Below are 23309 nucleotides of genomic sequence, written 5' to 3'. Positions count from 1 at the left end.
TTCGTGGGTGCAGGGTCTGATGAAACCGGACACCTCTCTTAGCGGGCCAACCCCGGCTACCGAAGCCAATCCGGTCTGGTGTCGAAATGTAGCTTCAGCTTCTCGTATCCAGAAGAGGCTGTTTTAGGAGTTTTCCTATTCTGATTACGGAGTTTTCCAAATGTCTGTATGAGGAGAACCAGACAGAATGGGGCCACGATTTTCATTACGCAGGTCGATACGCCATGTTCCCCTTTCGTGCACTTGTTCTCGAAGATCATGCATTTCAGAGAGCTGTTGCGGTCAACATGCTCCACCAATTGGGCTGTGGAGAGGTGCTTGAAGCAGCCGATGGTGCAGAAGCGCTGCTGCTCTTGCAGAACACTGGGCCGGTCGATGTGGCGTTATGCGACTTGCAAATGAATGGCATGGACGGCTTGGAGTTCATGCGCAAGGCCAATTCGTTTATTGGTTCAGTGATTCTGTGCAGCGAACTGGCTCCCGATTTGCGTCGCACCGTGATGCAGATTATTGCCATGCTGGGAATCAATCCGTTGGGCGACGCTGGCAAACCCTTGCAACTGAGAAGGCTGCAGGTTCTGTTGGAAAATCGCTTGCCGTTACCCAAGCCCATGTTGCCGGCCCCGTTAGCACTTGAGCTGCCCAATGAGGATGCGTTGTTCGAGGGCTTCGGGCGTAGCGAATTCGTTCCGTTTCTCCAGCCAAAACTTGATTTGGCTACTGGCCAAGTCAAGGGCGTGGAAGTATTGGCGCGCTGGCTTCGCCCCGGCAAGGGGCTATTGCCACCCTCGGTATTCATGCCCGTTATCGAGCGTTATGGCCTCTTGGATGTATTGCTGTCTGAGCTCCTGGCATCGGGGTTGGCTTTGCAGCGCAAGCTGCTACAGCAGGGTCATTCACTTGAGTTTTCCTATAATTTGCATGCCTCTCAATTGGAAAACTGTTACCTGATCCAGCGAATACAGGCGCTCCTCAAATATCATGGAGTGCCCGCCGGGAAAATCGTCTTCGAGTTGACAGAGAGCGCGCAGATTGAGGATTCGGCTACCAGTCTGGAGAGCCTGGTACGTTTGCGGATGATGGGTTGCGGCTTGTCCATCGACGATTTTGGCATCGGTTTCTCATCCTTGCGCCGCCTGTGCCAGCTGCCATTCACCGAGATGAAGCTGGATGCGGAGTTCGTTCACAGTTTGACGGCGCAGCCACGTAGCTCGGCGGTCATTGAAAGCACTCTGGTCTTGGCCAAGTCCCTGGGTATAACTCTGGTGATGGAGGGCGTCGAAACCAGGGAGCAGCACCAGGAACTGGTGGCCCTGGGCTGCTCAGTCGGGCAGGGCTACTTGTATGCGCGCCCCATGGGTGTTTCGGCATTCGTAGACTGGTTGGGTCAGGGGATTCACTCAAGAACTTCGCATGAATATTCAAACCCGTTTTATCGAGAGCCCTATTTGATTTGCTGATCGTGGATTCGGCTTTGGCGGAACCGACGCAGCCAGCGTGGAACGTAAATACACAACGTGCTCTTGGCAAGCAAAGCCACGATTCATGTACGCCTTCGAGACAGAGGGCGCCACTATCTGCGGGTAATAGACGCACCGTTAATCATTTGGCACAAAGGGACATTCCAGATGGCAGATATCCACCTCGTAGATTCTGAGAGTGCCAAGGGCTGCCTTCGGGTTGCTTTGCAGGCGCGAGGCTTGGCAGATGACGTTTTCTGCATTCAAGACTCTCTCTCATATGGCCCCCTGGCCGATGGACGGGAGCGGATGCGCTTCTGGTATTCGCTGTACGAGTGCATTGAAGAGCCATCAGTCGAAGCCATTGACCAGGCATCGGTCCTGGGCAGAGAAGAGCAGGCGGATTCGTTCGCACCCTGGCGAGCGCTCCAGAGCGCTGTTGCATTGATGGGGGCAGAGTCCTTGCGGGTTCTGATCTGGGACAGCGGGAGTGGTTCCGACTATGTGTTCCTGCGCATGGCGTGCCACTGGCTGGCGCCGACGGGGGCACAGTTGTGGCAAGTACCCGTCAAGCCTTTCCGAGGCGTGCATGCAGTGGCAGCCCATTCACCCCAGTCGCTCGTGGGGTTTATAGCAGACGCGGTCCCGCTGAAATGGGTAGAGGCCATGGTATTGGCAGAAGAGTTCCTGACGATCGCGGCAAGGACGGAACTGTTGCGCGAGTGTGATGCGCGGGGGCGTCTGCAGTTCAAGCCGATCTCGGCTCATGACGACATCATTCTTGAGTGTTGTTCGTCCCAGTGGAAGCCGGTGATACGAGTCATCGGCAACGTTATGGAGCGCACGGATTCCAGGAATGGTCTGGGAGATGCCTTTATTGCATTCCGCATCCGGCAATTGATCGCCGCGGGACGGATCGAGTCCGATGGGCCGACCCGGTACATCCGGCATTATCTTATTCGCCGTGTCCCCCCGTGCTCAGCGCTCGTAAAGGAACAGGAGTAGGGAGCGTGTTCTCCGTGAACTGGCGAATTTTCTCGAGGCGCGCTTGCGGCCCACGCCTTGCAACAATGTCTATAGAATTCCAGGGTGGAAAGGTACAACCATGAAAGGCTTGATTCAGTGCGTGAAGTTCGACCGACGACCCTACGCTTTTGCGTTGGGTCTGGGGATGATTGGCCCTGACGCATGGGCGGCGGCGCAATGCACCTTGAGCGGGCCAACCCGCGTTGATTTCGGGAACATCAGCATAGGACGGGACTTGGCCAACGGCTCACCCGTGGGGCGCCCGGTCACCCTGAATGTCTCGGTGAGCTGCCCTGCATCCGGCGGAGTGAATGGCTGGGACCTCCAAGCTGTTCGCGCTTTTGCAACCGTCACATCGGATACCGTTGCTGGCACATGGACAAGGCTTGCATACAAGTCGGTCGTTCCTTATTCCGTCATGATCACCAGCAACTGGAACGGCGGTACCCGGGTATCGGGCGGTGATCCCTACAATTTGCTTGGTACGGCCGAGCAAGGCTTCACTGGGTCCTACAGCCTGACATTCCAACTGTACAAGCAAGCATCCAATGAGAAGGCCTGGGACGATCTGGATGGCAGTACCGAATTTATGCGTTTATATAGCTATAACATTCGTGACAAGGACAGATCCAACAAGCTGCTGTCGTACACTTTTGCTGGCACCATCAACGAGCGGAGTGCTACATGCTTCATCAGTACGCGGTCCATCCCGGTGAAACTGCGCGATGTGACGGCGAGCAAGTTGCGTGATGCGGGTGCGAACGGGGTGGGGGATACCCCATTCACCATCGGTTTGACGTGCCCCGAGAACATTCGTCTCTACGCAACCTTGACCGATAATTCCGCTCCTAGTAATACCAGCAACCAGCTGAGCCTGGCATCCGAATCGACCGCCTCCGGAGTGCGGCTGCGCATCCTGCGAGACGGAACGCCCCTGACCTTTGGCCCGGACTCCTCGGCCCCTGGTAATACCAACCAGTGGTATGTCGGTATGTCGAGCGGCTCCGTGCAGATTCCGCTTACCGCCCAGTACATCTCGGACGGGGAGATCAAGCCAGGCACTGTCAAAGGGGTGGCTACCTTCACGATGAGTTATCAATAGATTGGCTACACAACATTCAACTACCGCGTGGACTGCTCCTTCCTGGCAGGCCTCGTTATACCTCCGGCCGTCACTGATAAAGCAGCCTTGACCCTCGCGTCTCCAGCATTTATTGGATATCTGCATTGAGGCGCCGCCAAGTTTCTTAGTTGTCATCCTATCGCTACAGAGTAAAAAATTACGACTATGAAAGGCTTTATACAGTTTGTGATGTTCAATCGATGGTTGTGCATCGTGGCACTAGGCTTGGCGATAGTCGGTCTGACACCTGAGGCCAGAGCAGCGGCCCAGTGCACGTTCAGCGGTCCAACCCAGGTCAACTTCGGAAATATCAATCTCGGGCGGGACTTGAAGGACGGCTCCCCCATGGGCGCACCCGTTACCCTGAACGTCTCGGTAAGTTGCCCGTTGTCCGGAGGCGAATCTGGCTGGTACCTTCAAACTATTGCCGGAATGAAGATGTCGTCCAGCGTCCCCGACACATGGACAAATACAGTATGGGTGTTTGATGCTCCTTACTCCGTAAAAGTAACCAGCAATTGGAACGGTACTACCTTGTTATCCGGTAATACTGATTACAATTCATTTGGTGCTGCGGCTCCGCAAGGCTTCCAAGGGAACTACAGACTGACTTTTCAACTGTATAAGCAAGCGTCATCTGCTCCTTATGTCGACTTCTCAAATACTGTTCTGAATCTAGTCAGTCATAATATTGCGGCTAATGAAAAGTCCGGTGTACTAATGGCCCTTAACATGGCAGGCACTTTCAATCAGCAGGCCGCCACCTGCCGCATCGACACAGCCTCCATCCCGGTGAATCTGCGCAGTGCGTCGGCGAGCCAGCTGAAGGGTGTGGGCACAACGGCCGGGGATACTCCGTTCAGCATTGGGTTGACCTGCCCTGAGAACATTCGTCTCTACGCCACTCTGACCGATGGTTCCGCTCCCGGCAATACCAGCAACCAGTTGAGCCTGGCACCTGGCTCGACCGCCTCTGGGGTGCAGCTACGCATTTTGCAAGGCAACAGGCCTCTCGCCTTCGGTCCGGACTCCTCGACCGCCGGCAATACCAACCAGTGGGAGGTCGGTTTGTCGAGCGGGTCTGTGCAGATCCCGCTTACCGCCCAGTACATCGCGACCGGGGAGATCAGCCCCGGCACGGTCAAAGGCGTGGCTACTTTCACGATGAGTTATCAATAGATGGCCGGGGTGGTGGCCATACAGTATTCAGCTACTTCCAGACTGGCCTGACGTTTATACGGCCGGCCGTCGCTGATGAAGCAACTTTGACCCTCGCGCCTCCAGGACTCTTTGGATATCGGCATTGAAGAGTGGCCAGGTTCCTTATTTGTCATTCAATCGCTACAGAGTAGAAACTTACGACTATGAAAGGCTTTATACAGTTTGTGATGTTCAAACGATGGTTGTGCATTACGGCGCTAGGCTTGGCAATAGTCGGTCTGACACCTGAGGCCAGGGCGGCGGCTCAGTGCACTTTCAGCGGTCCAACCCAGGTTAACTTCGGAAATATCAATATCGGGCGGGACTTGCCGGTCGGTGCCCCCATGGGCGCACCGGTTACCCTGAATGTTTCGGTAAGTTGCCCGTCGTCTGGAGGGGCGTCTGGCTGGTATCTTCAGGCTATTACCGGAATGAATATGTCACCCAGCGTTCCTGACACATGGGCAAAAACATACTATCTGATGAATCTTGCCTACTCCGTAAAAGTGACCAGCAATTGGAATAATTCTACCTTGTTATCCCGTAATACTGATTACAATTCGTTTGGTGCTACGGCCCAACAAGGCTTTCAAGGAAACTACAATCTGACTTTTCAACTTTATAAGCAAAGCTCATATGGGGAAACGAGTTCGATCCCATCCAATCATATTGTTCTGAATCTGGTCAGTCATAATATTGCGGCTAATGAAAGATCCAGTGCGAGATCCTTTAACATGGCCGGCACTTTCATTCAGCAGGCCGCCACCTGCAGTATCAACACCCCCTCCATCCCGGTGAATCTGCGCGATGTGTCGGCGAGCCAGTTGCAGGGTGCGGGGACAACGGCCGGGGATACCCCGTTCACCATTGGGTTGACCTGCCCTGAGAATATTCGTCTCTACACCACCCTGACCGATGGTTCCGCTCCCGGCAATACCAGCAACCAGTTGAGCCTGGCGCCCGGTTCGACCGCCTCTGGGGTGCAGTTGCGCATTTTGCAAGACGGCATTGCGCGCTCTTTCGGTCCGGATTCTTCGGCCCCCGGCAATACCAACCAGTGGTTCGTCGGTATGTCGAACGGCGCAGTGCAGATCCCGCTCACCGCCCAGTACATTTCGACAGGGGCGGTCACGCCGGGCACGGTCAAGGGGGTGGCTACCTTTACAATGAGCTATCAATAACCACCCGCAGGGGCTGTTCAGTCGATATGAACAGCTGCCGGGAGACATAGGCGGCGACTGGATGACTATGTCTTGTCCTGTCTCAAGTCGACTGGCGAAGGATTCTGTGAGCAGAGTTCCAGGTTCGTAGAGCATGGACTTGTTTTTATTTCTCCTCCAAGAGGGTGGTTCTCACCCTCTGAGAAAGTTGGACAGCTATTTTTCCGGGTGAAGCCAGTTGCCATTTTTCCCCAGATTACATCCGCACTAATCAGGCTTATCCCCCTCCGCCTGATATATCACGCCAACCCCACGGAATGATCCGTGCAACCCTCACTGATCTTTGATCTGCTATTGATGCAGTATTTTGGCCTGAGCAATAGTCACAGGCCGAGCTGGTTACTCATGATCATGTTCAAAGGATGTGGTTTCCCAGGTTCAAATGAAAATACCTGGCCGATGAGATCAACCTTAATGACCCAAGTCGTCCGTGCATTATCTCGGTCATCGGCCTTTTCTCACTATCAATATAACGACCCTGTCGCCTCACACCTGGGCAGAATCTCCGTGCCTGTCTTATCGATATCAAGAATATTCTTATACGAGATTAGGACTATCAAGGGGTGCAAACTAAGAGTTGGCCCAATACTTCCTTGTGTGCTGTCCGGCCAAAATACACAAACCGCAGAGCAGAAAGTATGCAAGGCGGTATTCATCAACTCAATGAGTGGTTCGGATCATGCGCAAAAATATAATGAGTGTTGCAGCTGCCAGTCTTGCGTCTTTAGGCAGTCTTCTCGCGACTTCGGCCCAGGCGGCGCCAGATGGCACCATCACAATCAACGGTTCGGTTTCGGGAACTACCTGTACTGTTAGCACTGCCAGTGCTACCCAGACGCTCCAATTGAACCCTAGCTCGACCAGCACTTTGTCGGAGGTTGGAAAGACCTCGGGGCGCAAACCGTTCAGTTTCGCTCTGACCGGCTGCAGTGCCGGCGCGGGGGCTGTAAAGGCTCGCTTTGAAAAGGGCACCAACACTGATGATGCCTCGGGGGAACTGAAGCTGGCCACCGGCAGCACCGCCACGAACGTCCGGATGCGCCTGCTTAACGAAGACGATTCTGTGATAAAGATCGGCGATGATAGCACTATCAAGGGTGTGAACGTTGTCAACGACAGCGCAACGCTGAACTATAAGGTCGAGTACGTTGCTACCGGTGCCGCCACGGCGGGTACGGCCAATAGTTCCGTTACCTACAGCCTCATCTACGAGTAATGAAAAGGGTGGAGAGGGTCTCTCCACCCAATCGTTTCTTTGGAGGCTTCGATGCAAAGGTTTTCGAAACTATGGCTCATGCTGAGCGTATTGATGGTGGGAGTCATGTCGCTCCCGGCGCAGGCGGCGATCGTTCTCCACGCCACCCGAGTGATTTACCAGGCGAAGGATCGAGAGGCGAGCGTCAAGCTGGAGAATGTCAGCGAGCAACCCGTGGTGGTCCAGTCCTGGCTGGATGAGGGCAACCTGCAGCGCGACCCTGGCGAGATCAAGACGCCGTTCCTGCTGATGCCGCCCATGGTTCGGGTGGAGCCGGGCAAGGGGCAAACCCTGCGGCTTATGTACACCGGTGAGCCGTTGCCGAACGACCGGGAGTCGGTCTACTACCTCAATGTGCTTGAGATCCCGCCGAAAGCCGCCAAGGTCGAGGGGCAAAACACCCTGAATATGGCGTTGCGCACCAGGATCAAGGTGTTCTACCGGCCTGCCGGCCTCTCCGGTACGTCGAGTGAAGCGCCGGAGAAGCTGTCCTGGAAGGTCGTGCAGAATGCTGCTGGCTGGGTGCTCGAGGCCCGTAATCCGACAGGGTTTCATGTGTCCATGACCGAGGTGGCGCTGTCCGACGGGGGTAAATCCATCCCGGTCGGCAATGGCATGGTCGATCCGAATGCTGTGCTGCGCTTTCCCTTGAAGGCCAAGCCGGATGCTCGGGCCGAGGTGAAATTCAGCGCCATCGACGACTACGGTGCCGTACGCGCGCACTTGGGAACGCTCGCTCCATAAAGTAGAGCGTTCTTCGTCAGGCCTTCTCGTACTACATACCCCCATGCGCATGCGGATGTCCCGTTTTATGCGGGGCATCCTATTGCCTGCTGATTTTGAGCTTTTCTCATGTCTGTCAATCATTCCGTCGGTGGTGCAAGCCTGGGCGAAGCTTTCGCTGCTTGTAAATTGGCTGTCTTTTTCGCGCCGCTGCTACTGGCGTTTCTGGTCGCTGTGCGAAGTGCGCATGCCAGCGATGCTTTCGAGTTCGATGATTCGGTGCTGGTGGGTGGCGCTTCTTCGGCCGACCTGGCCCGGTTCTCTCAGGGCAACCCGACCCTGCCCGGCACCTACCTGGCGGAGATCGCCATCAATGGCTCGTCGAGCGGGCGCGAAGAGGTCAGGTTGATCGAGCAGCCAGGGCGCGTCGGTGCCGTACCCTGCATCACGGTCGAGCTGCTCGACAAGCTGGGTGTCGATCTGACGAAAATGACCGGACTGGATACCCAGGACCGGCAAGCCTGTGTCGACCTGGGACGGATTCCATCGGCGACGGCGCACTTCGACAGCAGCGAGCAGCGCCTCGACGTCAGTGTGCCGCAGGTGAACATGCGCCAGGGGCCGCGTGGGTATGTCGACCCTTCCCGATGGGACAGCGGAGTCACCGCGGGCCTGTTGAATTACAACCTCAACAGTTTCTACAGCAGTGCCCAGCAGGACGGTGCGCAGAATTACCTGGGACTGACCGGGGGCATCAACCTGGGCGACTGGCGCTTGCGTCAGCAGTCTTCATTGGACTGGACCGACAGCACCCGCAATTGGCAGAACCGTGCGCTCTATGCACAACGGGATCTCCAGGCGATCCGCTCGCAGCTGACGCTCGGTGACTCGTCCACCAGTGGCGACCTGTTCGATTCGTTCTCGTTGCGTGGCCTGCAGCTGGCAAGCGACGACCGCATGCTCCCCGACTCATTGACCGGCTACGCGCCCGTGGTGCGTGGCGTCGCGCAGACCAACGCCAAGGTCACGATCAGCCAGAACAGCTACGTACTGCGCGAAACCACAGTCGCGCCCGGCGCATTCGAGATTACTGACCTCTACCCGACGGGCTATGGCGGGGATCTCGACGTGACCGTGACTGAGGCCGACGGACAGATCCAGCGTTACAAGGTGCCGTATGCGTCGACGGTGCGCATGCTCCGTCCGGGCAGCCAGCGCTACAACCTGGCGCTGGGTCGCTACCGTAACGGTCTCGGTGACAGCGACCGCTGGGTGGGGCAGTTCACCTACCAGCGCGGCTTGACCAACCTGTTCACCGGCTATGGTGGGGTCACCGCCGCGAACGGCTATACCGCGGCCATGCTCGGCACCGCGCTGAATACCCCGCTCGGCGCCTTCGGGCTGGATGCGACACACGCGATCACTCAGTTACCGGGTAATGCGCTTGTGCCCGCGCAAAGCTCGAGCGGCCAGAGCCTGCGTCTGTCCTACAGCAAGAGCCTGCCGGAGCTGGGCAGTACCCTGTCCGTTGCGACGTATCGCTATTCCACGGACGGCTACTACAGCCTGCCCAATGCGATGAGCGCGATGCAGAGTATTGAAGACGGGTTTGGCACGAGGCCCGCCTCGCAGCGCAGTGCCTTGCAACTGACGTTGAACCAGTCGCTCGGCAATCACGGCTCGCTCTACCTTTCCGGAACGGCGAGGAGTTACTGGGAACGTGCTGGTTCGGACGTTCAATATCAGCTCGGCTATTCGGGGAACACCCGCTATTTCAATTATTCGCTATTGGCGATGCGTAGCCAGGATGCCTTTGGCCGTAACGAAAACCAGTTGAACGCGTCAGTTTCCATTCCTTTGGGCGGCAGCGTTTCGATGAGCTCCAGCGCCAGCTTCGGTAACCGTGGCAGCAGTGGGCAGGTGGCGATGAACGGCACATCGGGTGAGCAAAACCAATACGGCTGGGGGGCTAGCCTGGCCCAGAACGCCGATAACTCCAGTTCGGCGAATATCAATGGCAGTTACCGTGGTCCATTCGCTGAGCTGAACGCTTCGGCCGGCAGCGGAGCGGGATATCGCCAGTCGTCTCTGGGGGTGGCGGGTTCGGTTGTCGCCCATCCGGGTGGCCTCACGTTCGGACAACCGACGGGCGAGACCATTGCCCTGGTCGAAGCGCCAAATGCTGCCGGGGCCGCGGTGACCAACCAAGCCGGGCTCAAACTGGATGGCCGGGGCTACGCCATCGTTCCGTACCTGCGGCCATACCGTAGCAACACGGTGGATATCGACCCTCGGCAACTGTCGACCAGCGTCGAGTTGAAGTCGACCAGTACCGAGGTGGTCCCTCGCGCCGGGGCCGTAGTGATGGCGAAATTCGCAACCGTGACCGGCCGGGTGGTGCTGATCGACTTGCTGCCGTCGAAGGGGGTGCATGTCCCGTTCGGTACGATGGTCACCGATGAGGCGGGGCGGTCCGTGGGCGTCGTTGCCCAGGGCCAGCGGATCTTTACCCGAGGACTGGAAGAGAAAGGTTCGCTCGTCGCGAAGTGGGGGGAGGCCAGCGATCAGCAATGCCGGATCAACTTCGTCTTGCCGCCCCGGAAGGAGGGCTCAAAGCCTTCGTACGAACGCCTGAGCGCGCCATGCGAGCCGGTTCGGTCCAGCAACTGAGCGGGCGACAGGTAAGACGAGCGAGGACTGGTCTTCGCGATTTGGATCATTGGGCAATCAGCGGACTTGATCATGCTTATCACTCTGGGAAAAGGAAAGTTCATCCTGAATGCACATGAAGATGTGCATGCGCGGGCGGCAATGGAGGCCTACGCCGATGCTTGTGAGGCGATGTCGCCTGAACTGGCCCGCAGGGTTCGTGAGAGTCTGCACCTGGCCCGGAGAATGCCGTTATGCGTACGAACGGCGTTGCGTATCGTGCGAGAGGCTCAGACCGTCGGGCGGTTGCGACCCGATTATTCCGAAGCGTCTTGGTTGCAGGTCCTGCGCACGCTCGAGCTGATCGAACGGGAGCCCGAAGTGATAAAAATGTTCAGCAACTGGCCTGACTCCAGCCCGCCGTAACGCGGCAAACTCCCCCGATCGGGGCGGCTCCTTGCTCGCCCCATCCTGTCGGCCAAGGCGTTGCTAGAGGTTCGTTGGCCTGGCCGGCCTCCCTGAGAGGCGCCGTGACGATCAGCGATAGCTGTGCTCAAGGCTGGTCATGGCTTGCGAGAAGTCGTAGATCTGCTCCCGGGCAGAGGCAAATCCACTGTGCTCCAGCGCCTGCTGTAGCCTCTCACAGCAATCGATGGCGGCCTGCTCGTTCAAGACGAGCAGAGCACCTTTCACACGGTGCAAGCGGCGCAGAAAACGAGCCGTGTCGCCAGCCGTAACCGCGTCCTGCAAGGCGGCCTTGTCCTTCGTCCATGACTGCAGGAAAACGCTTTGCATCTGTATGGAGGATATCGGTTGAAGCGCAACAGGCCTTTCAACCTCAACCTCGAGGACCTGGGTGCTGAATAGGTTCTCGAGCGCCCGGCGTAGACTGTGGATGGAGACGGGTTTGTGCAAGATGCTGGAGAAGCCTTCTATTCCTTTCTCCGTTCCTGCCGTATTGGCGATGACTGGCGTGGTGATGCCGTGCTTTCGCAGCGCCGACAGCAACTCTCGCCCCCCCAGGAGCGGCATGCCCAGGTCGGTCACAATCAAGTCGTATGACCGGCTCATGCAGTGCTTGATCGCTTCCAGGCCATTGGTCGTACTATCCACCTGGTTGTAGCCCAGCTGGGCGAGTTGCTGCTCGAGGAGTGCCCGGTTCAGTGGTTCGTCCTCGACAATCAGGATGCGGGCCCCGCCATTGACGGGCGCCTTTTCCAGGAGCGTCAGCGTTTCACTCTGTAGCAAGGCCTCTTCGCTCTGTCCGCATGCCGACAGTGCGAGTTTGAGCATTTCGCCGGATAGCGAGGTGACATGGATGGCCCCCCCTCGGCGTTCGGGATAGAGCGGCCCCGCCGCGCAGAGCACGATGGCGTCCTTGCACGATCGGGCAGCCAGGTTCCAGGAGTCGGGGAGGCTGTCTTCGTGCTCCCCGAAGATGATGACAGTCCGTTGCGCCTCGAAGGCTGGAACCGTCGAGGGATCGGCCCGAACGACCGCTATCCCGGGTAGCCATTGGCGCAGTTGCGCGACAATGGTGTCCTGCCACGACGGGCTGTCGCAAACCACCATGATCGTATCGAGCTCAGGCATTGAAATGTGGCTGCTGGTGTCATGTACCTGAGTACGCTCCAGTGGCAGATCGATAGTAAACAGCGAGCCTTCACCTTCCATGCTCTCGACCGTCAGGCCCCCCCCATCAGCTCGGTCAGCCGCTTGCACAGCGACAGCCCCAGGCCGGTACCACCAAAGCGGCTGGCAACCGAGGCGTCGACCTGGATGAATGGCTCGAATATCTGCTCTTGGCGATCTTCCGGAATACCGATGCCGGTGTCTGCAACCGACAGCCGGACCATCGGTTGGCCATCGGCCGAGCGGATCGGCATGGCGCGAAGTACGACAGAGCCCGAGTGGGTGAACTTGCGCGCGTTGCCAAGCAGGTTCATGAGCACTTGCGTGATCCGGTGGACGTCTCCTGCCCATGTGCCCGAAAGGCGTGGGTCGATGAGGCACAGGTAGTGCAAGCCCTTGCTGACTATGCCGGGGGCGAATGTCTGTGCGCAGCGTTCAAGCATTTCACGGAGCGAGAAAGGTTCGACATGCGGTTGCAGTTCATGGATTTCCACCTTGGTCAGGTCCAGCACGTCGTTGATCATCGCGAGCAAGGCGTCGAACGCCTGGCGGATGGTGGTAACGCGGTTGCGCTGTGACGGTGTGAGGGCGCCCATTGCCAGCAACTCGAGATTACCCAGCGCACCATGCAGAGGGGTACGGATTTCGTGGCTCATGGAGGCGACGAAGATCGACTTGGCCTGGTTTGCCTCGTCCGCCGCCTGCCGTGCCTGCTGAAGCAGCTGGATGGTTGCCTTCTGCCGGCTGATGTCCGTCAGGCCGAACAGTACGACCTCCTGCTGCTGGTAGCGCGTCCATGAGAAGGCGGCGGAGATTTCACGTCTCTGGCCATCGTCCGTGGTCAGTGAAGCCTCGCCGGTCAGCACATCCTGCGGCCCGGCTTCCAGGTGAGGGGCATGCTTGCCAAGCAAGGTGCGATAGAGGCCAACCTCATCCTCTGCGGTCGTGAGCAAGGCCCTGGCGATATCGTTCTGCATGACGATGTTGCCTGAGGCCGGGTCGAAGACCGTCAGGCCTACCGGTGCGGTCGTCAGTACGATCCGGTTGAATGCCTCGCTCTCGAATACCTGGCGGGCGTGTGCCCGCAGGGGGAGGAGGATCTTGCGATCCAGAATGATAATGCAAAGCCAGAGTATGGCTAAGGCGGTCGAGAGGACCCCGGTGATCCACAGCAGAGGCTTGCGTTGTTCCGAGAACACGGTCATCAGGTCAAATGCATAGGTCGCCACCCAATCCGGCCCCGGCATGGATTGCATGATAAAGAGGGTGGTGCCTTTGCGTACAAGCCGTACGTTCGAATCAACGTCGCGAAGGAGTTCGGGCATTGAGCGGATCATCCGCATCCAGCGCATATCCTGCGGTTTCTTCTCGTCGATCCCGAAAAGATGCATACGGTCGCGCGAGATAACGAAGAAGCCTGGTGCATGGGCCTTGCCCTGAAAAGCTGCCGGGAATTTCGAGAAGGGGATGGTTGCGACCATCAGGGCTATGCGCTGGCCGCCATGATAGATCGGCATCACATAGTGGGTGATCAGTTCTCCTGTAACGGGAGAGCGATAAAGCGGAACCCAGAAGATGCGCTGTTGCAGGCTCGGGTCGGGGGGATGCCGGTCAAGCTCGGCCTGGACCCGTTCGACGTAGCTGTCTATCAGTGTGTCGACACCCTGAGTGCGCGTCCTGTCCATCAGGCGTTCGGAGATTGGCGGCCAGGTCGCCAGGAAGCGACGATCCTCGGTGAACATGAAGCCTCCCATGAAGTACCCCGTGTCACGCTTGCGCAGGACGGGGGCGGGGGAGATCTCACGCATCAGTCTCAACAACATGGCCAGGCGAGGTTCATCTTTGGGACGGGTCAAGGTCGACAGGAGCGTGAAAGGGGTCGCAGTCATGTCCTGTCCCGTCACGACGACATGATTCTTTTTCAGGAGCTGTTTGCGATAGTCCTCAACGGGGACCAAATCGTGCTCCAGCAGCGTCCAGAGGGTTTCGTACCCTTCAACCGTCTGTTGCAGGCGGGCTTGATAGCGATCGACGTCAGTCTTGACATGCTCCCGATGCAGGAGAAAAACCTGCCGACGGCTGTCAATCCAGTGTTCGATCGTGTGTTGGATGGCGATTGCGGCCGCACTGAGGATCGTAACGGAAACGGCAGCCCCACCACCAAACAGCAGCGCTCGATAGTAGCGCCCCGGCAGGTCTGGCTGGTGAGGAAATCGAGGAGGGCGCATGGCAGTCATTCCGGACTTGAACGGCAGGGCCAGCTCAGAACATGCGGTTCAGGGCGTTGGCCAATTCGATATCGTTGCTGGCTCCCAGCTTGGTCATAACGCCCTTCTTCTGGGCGCTGATGGTCTTTACGCTGCGGTTGGTATGCTGGGCGATTTCTGTCACGGACATCCCCTTGGTCAGGAGCCGGGCCACTTCCGTCTCGCGCATGGTCAAGGTTGCGGGTGTCAGTGACTGGGACAAGGGCACGCCATTGGCCAGTTGCCCGATGATGAGCGAAGACGTACTTGGGTCCAGGTATCTTTCGCCGCCAAACACCCGCCTGATGACGTCCGGAAGCTTGGTGAACTCGTTGCTGTTCTTGCTCAGAAATCCGTTGATCCCCGCACGCAATGCATACTGGACTATCAGTAGATCGTCATAGGCGGTCAGGAGAATGATCTTCAACTGGGGGAATTCCCGACGGATTCGCTCCAGCAACTGCAGCCCGTCGGGTTGCCCATCGTTCTCGAATGAGTAGTCGCAAATCAGGACGTCGCAGGGGGCCTGGCTCAACGCGAGCCGCAACTCGGTGATGCTGGTCGCTGCTGCGACCAGATGCAGGTCGGGAGCATCTTCCAACGCCTTGCAGATGCCAAGCACCACGACAGGATGGTCATCGGCGACGATGACGTTGATTCCCGACCGATGAAACAAGCCGTCCAAGCCCTTAGCTTGGGTATTGTCTTTTCCATATGCCAAGATCGATCGCTTCCGTGTTTAATGACGTAAAGAGGGATTAAGTAAGATTAATCCTAGCAGTCTGAGGAATAATCGACGAGATAGTGTGCCTGTTTCTCTGTAACTTACAACGGGCTTCTCATATTTTGATGATGTATGCAGTCCGCTTGTTCGGGTGGAGGCTCATCCGGGAAGTACAGCTTCTGAAAAGAGGCTTTCAGAAGGGGAGCGCTCACACCCAGTTGGCAGACTAGATGGATATTTGCATAACTGTGGATTGGCTGGTGTTCGTCGCGTGTTCAGCAAGTGGCGAGAGTGACTTAGTGGTATCCCTTCCATCTTAATGCCTGTGTGAGCACTCAAAGTGTCGACCCTCAGAGATTTCCTTTATGCACAGGAGGCGTACCCGTACAGTTATACTTGGCGAGATGGGCGGCCTGTCGATGGTCGCGGCTATTCTCAGTACGCGGATCGCAAAAAGTCTGAAACCGCTATACCTAGACGTAAGGCAATGCCGTCGAGAAAAAGCATGGGTTCTTCCTAGCGTTTGCCGGTCAGGCTATAAAGAGGTTCCAGCACCCACTCGTAGAGTCGGCGGGTGTCTTGCAACATGTCAGCCTCAAGGAGCATTCCGCTCTGCAGCGGCCTTGGCTTGCCGTATGCCATGACCTCCTGCTGGTCGAGATGAACCCGCAAGCGATATGGCTGCTCGCCGTTCTGCGCCAACCCCGGGACTTTGCCCGCCATGCTGGCCAGGTCGGCAGAGGGAACTGCGGTCTGCGAGATCGACAACACTTGGGCGTGATGCTGGCCAAATTTTTGATAGGGATAGGCTTGGTAGCGGACCAATACCGCATCACCAGGCTTAATAAAACCCACGGCTTTGCTGGGCACGTATAGCTCCGCCAGGAGCACGCTATCCGTTGGCATGATGCTCAGCAGTGGACGTGACAGATCGACTGTCTGGCCGATATCGGCGAGCACAGTGGTGGCGATCCCGTCGCCAGGGGCTGTGATCACTACATTGCGCTTGGCTTCGCTTTCCGCCAGTTCCTGTTCCATCCCCGAGAGTTGTCGGCGCAGGAGTGCCAACTCATTGGCCTGACGAGTTTGCAGGCCAGCGAGGTCATTTTTGCGTTCGGTGAGTTGCTGCTGCATAGCGGTGCGTTCACGGCTCAGGCTCTGTAGCGTCTGGTGCTGGCTCAGCAGCTCGGCTTGTCACTGTTGGAACTGATCCATGGAAATGTAGCCTTTGTCCAGCAGGCCCTGATAACGACTGGAGGCATCGCCGGCGAGTGCGACTAACTTGTGTTGGCCGCTGGCCTGCTCGGCTAGCGTGATCAGTTCGCTTTGCAGGCTGGCGACTTTGCTGGTCAGCACGGTTGTGCTCGACCTGTCGCAGTTGTTGGGTTTTTTCCAATTCATCGGATATCGACGCGTGTCTTTGCTTGAGTTGGTAACTGATGCTCGCCTGGACGGGGGCACCAACTGACCGGTCACCGTACTGCGCTTGGTGTAAGAACCGGCGATAAAAAATTATCACTAGACTGGCCATGGCCACGGCAAGCAAGGTTAAAAAGGGGAATGATGTGGGCCTGACCAGAATAATTTCACCCATCCATTTTGCTTGATGCGCTTCCTGCGCGACGGATCGAAAAAGCTTGTCGCTCACAAAACACTCCAAAAGAGCTGAGCCCTAATTCAAGCGGGTCAGGACGCAACGGGCAAATATAAAAACGTGGGCCTTGGACGGCTATCGAAGGCCTACGATAGATCAGGCGAACGCAATATCGGTTTGCGCTGCTGTGCCTAACAGGTTGATTGAGAAGTCGGCAACATGGTCGCCTGAAAAATCGATGGATAGGCTGCTGTTTTTATTGTTATCGCTGGCCAGGACTATTTGGCCAGCAGAGCCATTAAATGCGTCGACGAAAACAAAGGCTGCTTTGTTAGTGACGAATTTTACCAGGGCGGATATATCGATGATGTCTTCACCGCTGGTGAAGTCCAGGATATGGTCCGGAGCATTGGCGTAGGAGTCGCTGACTTGGGTATAGAAAAAGGTATCTTTACCCGTACCGCCGATTAGGGTGTCCGCACCCGCGCCACCGTACAAAGCATCATTGCCACCACCACCAAAGAGTTGATCATTACCGGCAAGGCCCTGCAGTATATTAGCGTTGTCGTTGCCCTCAATAATGTTCGAAAGCTTGTTGCCGAAGCCATTGATTTTGTTGCTTTCAGTCAGGTAGAGGTTCTCGACATTCTTGCTTAGGGTGTAAGTTACCGAGGCGTACACACTGTCGATACCTTCACCGTAATTTTCGTAAACCTGGTCGCCAACGTTATCAACGATATAAGTATCGTTATTGCCGCCTCCATACATCTTGTCTTTACCCGCTCCACCGTCCAGCACATCATTACCGTCTTTTCCGAGCAGGGTGTCGTTGCCCCAGCCGCCGCTAATATAATCATTGCCGTTACCGCCTTGCAGATGATCGGAGAAAATACTGCCCTTGATGGTTTGGTCGGTCTTAGGCACATCAATGAACCCTTTTAACAGCAGGTCCAGCGAGTTGGTAATACTTTGCGGGTTTCCGGAGAGCAGCTCTTTGACTACAGCTAGCCCCCCGGCGACATTCGAAATCAGGCCAGTCAATACGCCTGAGAGTGAGGCCACCAAACCCACCTCAGCAGGGTTGGGGAACTGCACATAATTCTCACCAAAGCCTAGGGGAGGGGGGAAAATGTCACCGATAACACCTGCCCAGGCACTTTCTGGCAGGCCAAGATTTTCCAGTGCCTGGCCAACGTCTGTGGCAACTACGTCTTTAGCGCTGGGCATGCCCCCGGCCTCGACCGAGTCGAGAATCACCATTTGCGCCAGTTTGTTAGAGGCAACCTGAAATTCGGCTTCGCTGATCCGGTGTCCGGCCAAGGCGCCGGCCATGCTGGTCGAGCCACGGACGAACTCACTGAAAATTGAGCCATCGGACGCATTGATGCCCACTACATCGCTGATCCAGGCTTCGAGCTTGATCAACTCTCGGGCTTTTTCGTCCCCAAACAAGTATATGAATGTGGGAGGGCCATCACCCGCGTAGGCAATGCGTGCCTCGTGGACAATATCGCGGATGTAGCGATAACCGTCGGCATATTGCTCAGTGGTATTAAACTGCAAGAGAGCATCTTTTTGCTCTTGCGTGTAGCTGACCAGTACGTTTCCATTTGTGAAAGGCATAATAAGGCTCCATGATCAAGAGAAAGAAATGCTATTGCCATCTGCAATGACAATAGCGTTTCCTAGGGATTAGCAGTTGCCCCACTCCTGCTTGAAGTGACTAGGTTGAGTCGGTGTGTAAGTGCCTCCCAAGAGGGTACCTATTTGGCTCACAGCACTTTGAATGCCAGCGATAATCTTATCGCCGGCATAGTGAATCAGCGCGACCCCAGGGATCAGGTTAAGTGTCTGCCCGATGGGGGCGACCGCATTTAGCAGGCCATTACTGACGTCCACACCAGCCTGTAGAGCACTACCAAACAATCGGCCCAAGATAAAACCACCGCTGACCGCTTCGATTTCTTCCAGACTCAGATCTTTAATAGAGTTATCGCTCATAGAATATTCCTTTTTGGATAGGTTTTAGAGTGTTTTTGCTTGGGCAAATGTATGCATCCACCACATTTTTCTTTTACTCAAAAAAAAACAACATAGCAAGCACGTTGATTTAAGGGAACTCCGTCAATGAGCGGTCTTGGGGTATTGCAAGCACTTGCGCTGCACCACTGAGGTCATGGTCATCCGACCAATACTCTGCTGGATGCCAGCAGTACCGCCTGCGGCATGATTCCCGGCCAGTTGATTTGGCTACGGGTCTCAGGGCTGTCGCCCATATCTGATGAGACAAGCGGCTATTTGGTGGGGAGGTTTGATAAATCAGATTAAGTCTTAAGCAGAAATAAGACAATTCTTAATTATATTTTTTGTCTCTGGTGGAAGAATTGTACCCGGCCACTACATGCGGTACTGCCGCAAGTTGGTCATTTAATAACTATCAAAATGATAAGAGAGAAAAATATGAAAGAGCTCAGTCAGCACGAAGTGGATCTGGTTAGCGGTGCAGATCTGAAAGGCATGATTCACGGTTTCTGGGACGGTGCAGCAACCGGTATGGCGATTGGCGGTACCTGGGGTGGCTCCGGTGGTTTTCTCTTCGGTGCGCTGGCACAACTCGGTGGGATCACCTTGGCGCCCATCATGGGGGCAGCAATGGGTACCTCTCTGGGGCTTATCCATGACGCCAAGACGGTAGCGGGAATTCTGGCCGATTTCCGAGCGAACTTTGGTTCTAGAGGTCGGAGCTGAACCGCTTAACTGAAACAACCTAGACGACCTATTGTTCTTTCCAGAACGATAAATCGCTTGCTTTGAAAACGCCTTCCGCCGAGTGAAGAATATTGATGATTCGGTCGCGCGGAAGGCGTTTTAACTTTATAGAGTCGAGCAATACCTGGAATCAAGACGACAGCCAATCATTGGTAGCAGCTTCCATGGAACGGCCCCTGGCTCTCGAATGTTCGCTCACAGGATTTTCGTTCGATGACAGATTCGCCGTTGTTCCGCAGGGAGGCACTCGAAGCCCAGCAAACCAACTGGCTGGGCGATATCGTGTTGGTCCGCCCGATCTCTTTCACTTTTCTTACCTCGCTCGCTGCGGCGATGGCTGTGTTGGTGATGGCCTTCTTTTTCTTTGGCAGCTACACCAAGCGCAGCACGATCAGTGGCCAGCTGGTCCCGGTCAGCGGCCAGGTCAAGGTGCACGTTCCCCAGGCTGGCATCGTGTCCGAGAAATTCGTCCACGAAGGCCAGGCGGTGAAACGTGGCGACCCTCTGCTGAGAATCTCCAGCGAGCGCTACGGTGCGGATGCCGGACCGGTGCAGGCAAACATCAGCCGCCAGCTCGAAGATCGCCGCGACTCGCTGCGCGACGAACTGGACAAGGTTCGCCGGCTGCAGCTGGACGAACGCGATAGCCTGACCAGCAAGGTCGCCAGCCTGCAGAGCGAGTTGGCCACGCTTGGCCAGCAGACCGGCAGTCAGCGTCGGTTGGTGGAACTGTCCAGCGACGCTGCACAGCGCTACCAGGGGCTGATGGAGAAGGGCTACATTTCCATGGACCAGCTTCAGCAACGTCAGGCCGAACTGCTCGGCCAGCGCCAGACCCTGCAGGGGCTGGATCGCGAACGCACGGTCTTGCAGCAGCAGTTGACCGAGCGGCGCAATGAACTGGCCGGGCTGGAGGCGCGCCAGGCCAACCAACAGGCGGAAATCCAGCGCCAGCTCTCTGCCCTCGAGCAAACCCTGGCGGAAAGCGAGGCCAAGCGCACCCTGCTGATCACGGCGCCGGAAACCGGAGTCGCTACCGCCGTGCTCGCCGAAGTCGGGCAGACCGTGGACAGCTCGCGTCCGTTGCTGAGCATCGTTCCCGCCGATACCCCCTTGCAGGCGGAGCTTTATGCGCCGAGCAAGTCCATCGGCTTCATCAAGCCGGGCGATTCGGTACTGATCCGCTACCAGGCCTATCCCTACCAGAAGTTCGGTCAGTACCAGGGGCGGGTGCGATCAATCTCCCGTACCAGCGTGTCCTTCGCCGAGCTCGCCAGCATGGTCGGCGGTATGCCAGGGCTGGGCCAGGACGGTGAGCAGCTGTATCGCCTGCAGGTCAGCCTGGATAAGCAGATGGTAACGGCCTACGGCCAGCCGCGGCCATTGCAGAGCGGCATGCTGCTCGACGCCGATGTACTCCAGGACACCCGCCGTCTTTATGAATGGGTGCTCGAACCGCTTTACAGCCTGACCGGCAAACTCTAGGAACTATGACAATGGCATTTCTCGATGCACTCGCTCTGCGTGTGGGCCGGCGCCTGCCGCTGGTCCTGCAGACCGAAGCCACCGAATGTGGCCTGGCCTGCCTGGCGATGATCGCGGGCTACCACGGTTACCACACTGACCTGATGGACTTGCGGCGACGCTTCAGTGTGTCGCTCAAGGGCGCTTCCCTGAAGCAATTGATCCAGACCGGGCACCAGCTGCAACTGGGGACTCGCCCGGTGAAGCTGACACTGGGCGATCTCGGCAAGCTGAAGCTGCCCTGCATCCTGCACTGGAACTTCAACCACTTTGTGGTGCTGAAGGCAGTCGACACCCGCGGTGTCACTCTCCACGACCCGGCCCATGGGTTGCGCCGGTTGAGCCTGGAAGAAGCCTCACGCAGTTTCACCGGGGTGGCCCTGGAGCTTTGGCCGGACCGCGGTTTCGAAAAGCAGGCCGCCAAGCCCCGGATCAGGCTGCTGGGCATGATGGGCCGGGTCACCGGGCTGTACCGCTCGCTGGCTCAAGTGCTGCTGCTGTCCGGTGCGCTGGAGTTGTTTGCCCTGGTCAGCCCGTTCTTCCTGCAATGGACCCTCGATAACGTCATCGTTAGCGAGGATCGCGACCTGCTCAGTACCTTGGCGCTGGGCTTCGGCCTGGTGCTGTTGATGCAACAGGCGGTCAGCGGGGTGCGCGCCTGGGTGATGATGCACATGAGTACCCTGCTGAGCGTGCAGTGGCAGGCCAATGTGCTCAGCCACCTTCTGCGCTTGCCGATCCAGTACTTTGAAAAACGCCACCTGGGCGACGTGGTCTCGCGCTTTGGTGCGGTGGACAATATCCAGCAGACCCTCACGGCGGCCTTCCTCTCGGCGATCCTCGACGGCCTGATGACCATCGCCACCCTGGTCATGATGCTGCTCTACAGCCCGACGCTGGCGGCCATCGCCATCGCCGCGATGAGCCTTTATGCCCTCGGTCGCTGGATCTGGTATCGCCCGCTGCGTAATGCCACTGAAGAACAGATCGTGCATGCCGCCCGCCAGCAGAGCCACTTTCTCGAAACCGTACGCGGCATCCGCCCACTGAAGTTGTTCCAGCGCCAGGACGAGCGTCGTTCGGTCTGGCTCGGTCTGCTGGTGGAGCAGATCAATGCCGGCCTGCGTACGCAGAAGCTGCAACTGCTCTACCAGCAGATGAATGGTTTGCTTTTTGGTGTGGAGAACCTGCTGGTGATCTGGCTCGGCGCAACCCTGGTGATGGATGGCCAGTTCAGCGTCGGTGTGTTGATGGCCTTCATTGCTTACAAGTCGCAGTTCGATAGTCGAGTGGGCAACCTGATCGACAAGTTCTTCGAGTTGCGCATGCTGCAGTTGCAGGGCGAACGCCTGGCCGACATTGTCCTCCAGCCACCGGAGCAGGAGCCTAATGGGATTACCCCCGACGATCTCCGGGAGCGCCCGGCCAGCTTGGAAGTCCGCGGCCTGCGCTACCGCTACTCCGAGCAGGAGCCTTGGATCCTCGACGGTCTCGACCTGGAGATTGCCGAAGGTGAGTCGGTGGCTATCGTCGGCCCCTCCGGCTGCGGCAAGAGCACCCTGTTCAAGGTATTGCTCGGCATCCTTGCGCCGAGCGAGGGACAGGTCCGCGTGGCCGGCCTGGAGCTCTCGCAGTTGGGGCTGGACGGCCTGCGCGAACTGGTCGGCACAGTGATGCAGGACGATGTGCTGTTCGCCGGCTCACTGGCGGAAAACATCAGCTTCTTCGACTCCAAGGTGGACATGCCATGGCTGATCGAGTGCGCGCAAATGGCGGCGATCCACGACGATATACAAGCCATGCCAATGGGCTACAACACCCTGGTCGGCGATATGGGCACTGTACTCTCCGGTGGGCAGAAGCAGCGAGTCATGCTGGCCCGCGCCTTGTACAAGAAGCCGAAAATCCTGCTCCTTGACGAGGCCACCAGTCACCTCGATGTTCACTGTGAACAGCGGGTCAATGCCGCCATCCGCGCCCTGCATATTACTCGCATCATGGTCGCTCACCGTCCGGAAACCATTGCCTCGGCGGACCGGGTCGTGGTTCTCGACCAGGGCAGGGTGGCGCTCGATGAAAGCACCGAGCTGCGTTTAGCCGAACAACAGCTGCAGGCTGCCGTCGATGCCTTACGGGAGCAAATATGAAGCAGCGTTCTCTTGTC

Annotated in this window: 17 protein-coding genes and 1 pseudogene; 12 read left to right on the top strand and 6 right to left on the bottom strand. The window is 57.2% G+C overall.

All coding sequences use genetic code 11. From position 1 onward, the window contains the following. The first annotated feature begins 224 nt into the window (after positions 1 to 224). The 9 genes from C4K38_RS21125 (at position 225) to C4K38_RS21085 (ending at position 11082) form a co-directional block, all read left to right on the top strand. Positions 225 to 1460, top strand: a complete 1236-nt coding sequence (locus C4K38_RS21125) for an EAL domain-containing response regulator (RefSeq protein WP_081001558.1) — start codon at positions 225 to 227, stop codon at positions 1458 to 1460. Positions 1461 to 1628: 168 nt separating this feature from the next. Further along, on the top strand, positions 1629 to 2465 hold the full coding sequence (locus tag C4K38_RS21120; RefSeq protein ID WP_053280038.1) for a DUF3658 domain-containing protein: 837 nt from the start codon (positions 1629 to 1631) through the stop codon (positions 2463 to 2465). A 100-nt stretch (positions 2466 to 2565) separates the two neighbouring features. Continuing rightward, the gene (locus tag C4K38_RS21115) at positions 2566 to 3588 is read left to right on the top strand and encodes a fimbrial protein (RefSeq protein WP_053280037.1); all 1023 of its coding nucleotides are present in this window, start codon (positions 2566 to 2568) and stop codon (positions 3586 to 3588) included. 366 nt (positions 3589 to 3954) lie between these two features. Continuing rightward, the gene (locus tag C4K38_RS21110; RefSeq protein WP_197678051.1) at positions 3955 to 4788 is read left to right on the top strand and encodes a fimbrial protein; all 834 of its coding nucleotides are present in this window, start codon (positions 3955 to 3957) and stop codon (positions 4786 to 4788) included. A 185-nt stretch (positions 4789 to 4973) separates the two neighbouring features. Next, positions 4974 to 5990, top strand: coding sequence for a fimbrial protein (locus C4K38_RS21105; RefSeq protein ID WP_081001556.1), 1017 nt, complete (start codon positions 4974 to 4976; stop codon positions 5988 to 5990). 718 nt (positions 5991 to 6708) lie between these two features. Then, a complete protein-coding gene (locus tag C4K38_RS21100) occupies positions 6709 to 7245 on the top strand; it encodes a fimbrial protein (protein WP_053280034.1) in 537 nt (178 codons plus the stop codon). 78 nt (positions 7246 to 7323) lie between these two features. Then, the gene (locus tag C4K38_RS21095; RefSeq protein ID WP_081001575.1) at positions 7324 to 8028 is read left to right on the top strand and encodes a fimbrial biogenesis chaperone; all 705 of its coding nucleotides are present in this window, start codon (positions 7324 to 7326) and stop codon (positions 8026 to 8028) included. A gap of 108 nt (positions 8029 to 8136) precedes the next feature. Continuing rightward, positions 8137 to 10677 (top strand): fimbria/pilus outer membrane usher protein, encoded by a 2541-nt coding sequence (locus C4K38_RS21090; protein WP_053280032.1) that lies wholly within the window; start codon positions 8137 to 8139, stop codon positions 10675 to 10677. A 72-nt stretch (positions 10678 to 10749) separates the two neighbouring features. Then, positions 10750 to 11082, top strand: a complete 333-nt coding sequence (locus tag C4K38_RS21085; RefSeq protein ID WP_053280031.1) for a hypothetical protein — start codon at positions 10750 to 10752, stop codon at positions 11080 to 11082. A 111-nt stretch (positions 11083 to 11193) separates the two neighbouring features. On the opposite strand, the gene C4K38_RS21080 is transcribed toward C4K38_RS21085, so the two are convergent. The 6 genes and pseudogenes from C4K38_RS21080 to C4K38_RS21055 form a co-directional block, all read right to left on the bottom strand. Continuing rightward, the gene (locus C4K38_RS21080) at positions 11194 to 12330 is read right to left on the bottom strand and encodes a response regulator (protein ID WP_124345309.1); all 1137 of its coding nucleotides are present in this window, start codon (positions 12328 to 12330) and stop codon (positions 11194 to 11196) included. Between the two features lie 11 nt (positions 12331 to 12341). Further along, entirely contained in the window at positions 12342 to 14516 is a 2175-nt protein-coding gene (locus tag C4K38_RS21075) for a sensor histidine kinase (protein WP_164487018.1), read from the bottom strand. Positions 14517 to 14550: 34 nt separating this feature from the next. Then, complete coding sequence (locus tag C4K38_RS21070) at positions 14551 to 15255, bottom strand: response regulator (protein WP_081001554.1); 705 nt, start codon at positions 15253 to 15255, stop codon at positions 14551 to 14553. Positions 15256 to 15774: 519 nt separating this feature from the next. Next, a pseudogene (locus C4K38_RS32970) lies at positions 15775 to 16852 on the bottom strand (HlyD family secretion protein). A 156-nt stretch (positions 16853 to 17008) separates the two neighbouring features. After that, on the bottom strand, positions 17009 to 18475 hold the full coding sequence (locus C4K38_RS21060) for a calcium-binding protein (protein WP_053280028.1): 1467 nt from the start codon (positions 18473 to 18475) through the stop codon (positions 17009 to 17011). A 69-nt stretch (positions 18476 to 18544) separates the two neighbouring features. Further along, the gene (locus tag C4K38_RS21055; RefSeq protein WP_053280027.1) at positions 18545 to 18853 is read right to left on the bottom strand and encodes a hypothetical protein; all 309 of its coding nucleotides are present in this window, start codon (positions 18851 to 18853) and stop codon (positions 18545 to 18547) included. A gap of 459 nt (positions 18854 to 19312) precedes the next feature. Here C4K38_RS21055 and C4K38_RS21050 point away from each other — a divergent pair, with 459 nt between their 5' ends. The 3 genes from C4K38_RS21050 to C4K38_RS21040 all read left to right on the top strand — a co-directional run bounded on the left by C4K38_RS21050 (position 19313) and on the right by C4K38_RS21040 (position 23292). After that, complete coding sequence (locus C4K38_RS21050; protein WP_053280026.1) at positions 19313 to 19600, top strand: DUF5862 family protein; 288 nt, start codon at positions 19313 to 19315, stop codon at positions 19598 to 19600. A gap of 249 nt (positions 19601 to 19849) precedes the next feature. Continuing rightward, the gene (locus C4K38_RS21045; RefSeq protein WP_081001574.1) at positions 19850 to 21106 is read left to right on the top strand and encodes an HlyD family secretion protein; all 1257 of its coding nucleotides are present in this window, start codon (positions 19850 to 19852) and stop codon (positions 21104 to 21106) included. Positions 21107 to 21117: 11 nt separating this feature from the next. After that, complete coding sequence (locus C4K38_RS21040) at positions 21118 to 23292, top strand: peptidase domain-containing ABC transporter (RefSeq protein WP_053280024.1); 2175 nt, start codon at positions 21118 to 21120, stop codon at positions 23290 to 23292. Positions 23293 to 23309 lie beyond the last annotated feature (17 nt).

Origin of the sequence: Pseudomonas chlororaphis subsp. piscium, from assembly GCF_003850345.1 — a bacterium.
In the GTDB taxonomy this organism is placed as follows: Bacteria; Pseudomonadota; Gammaproteobacteria; order Pseudomonadales; family Pseudomonadaceae; genus Aquipseudomonas; species Aquipseudomonas piscium.
Note: the sequence above shows the minus strand (reverse complement) of the source record. Positions and strands in the feature narration are given on the sequence as shown.

Coding starts and splice junctions, on each gene's coding strand:
- C4K38_RS21075 (WP_164487018.1), bottom strand. CDS start 14,516: ATGCGCCCTCCTCGATTTCCTCACCAGCCAGACCTGCCGGGGCGCTAC.
- C4K38_RS21120 (WP_053280038.1), top strand. CDS start 1,629: ATGGCAGATATCCACCTCGTAGATTCTGAGAGTGCCAAGGGCTGCCTT.
- C4K38_RS21100 (WP_053280034.1), top strand. CDS start 6,709: ATGCGCAAAAATATAATGAGTGTTGCAGCTGCCAGTCTTGCGTCTTTA.
- C4K38_RS21040 (WP_053280024.1), top strand. CDS start 21,118: ATGGCATTTCTCGATGCACTCGCTCTGCGTGTGGGCCGGCGCCTGCCG.
- C4K38_RS21050 (WP_053280026.1), top strand. CDS start 19,313: ATGAAAGAGCTCAGTCAGCACGAAGTGGATCTGGTTAGCGGTGCAGAT.
- C4K38_RS21090 (WP_053280032.1), top strand. CDS start 8,137: ATGTCTGTCAATCATTCCGTCGGTGGTGCAAGCCTGGGCGAAGCTTTC.
- C4K38_RS21055 (WP_053280027.1), bottom strand. CDS start 18,853: ATGAGCGATAACTCTATTAAAGATCTGAGTCTGGAAGAAATCGAAGCG.
- C4K38_RS21085 (WP_053280031.1), top strand. CDS start 10,750: ATGCTTATCACTCTGGGAAAAGGAAAGTTCATCCTGAATGCACATGAA.
- C4K38_RS21080 (WP_124345309.1), bottom strand. CDS start 12,330: ATGGAAGGTGAAGGCTCGCTGTTTACTATCGATCTGCCACTGGAGCGT.
- C4K38_RS21060 (WP_053280028.1), bottom strand. CDS start 18,475: ATGCCTTTCACAAATGGAAACGTACTGGTCAGCTACACGCAAGAGCAA.
- C4K38_RS21105 (WP_081001556.1), top strand. CDS start 4,974: ATGAAAGGCTTTATACAGTTTGTGATGTTCAAACGATGGTTGTGCATT.
- C4K38_RS21115 (WP_053280037.1), top strand. CDS start 2,566: ATGAAAGGCTTGATTCAGTGCGTGAAGTTCGACCGACGACCCTACGCT.
- C4K38_RS21110 (WP_197678051.1), top strand. CDS start 3,955: ATGGGCGCACCCGTTACCCTGAACGTCTCGGTAAGTTGCCCGTTGTCC.
- C4K38_RS21095 (WP_081001575.1), top strand. CDS start 7,324: ATGCTGAGCGTATTGATGGTGGGAGTCATGTCGCTCCCGGCGCAGGCG.
- C4K38_RS21125 (WP_081001558.1), top strand. CDS start 225: ATGTTCCCCTTTCGTGCACTTGTTCTCGAAGATCATGCATTTCAGAGA.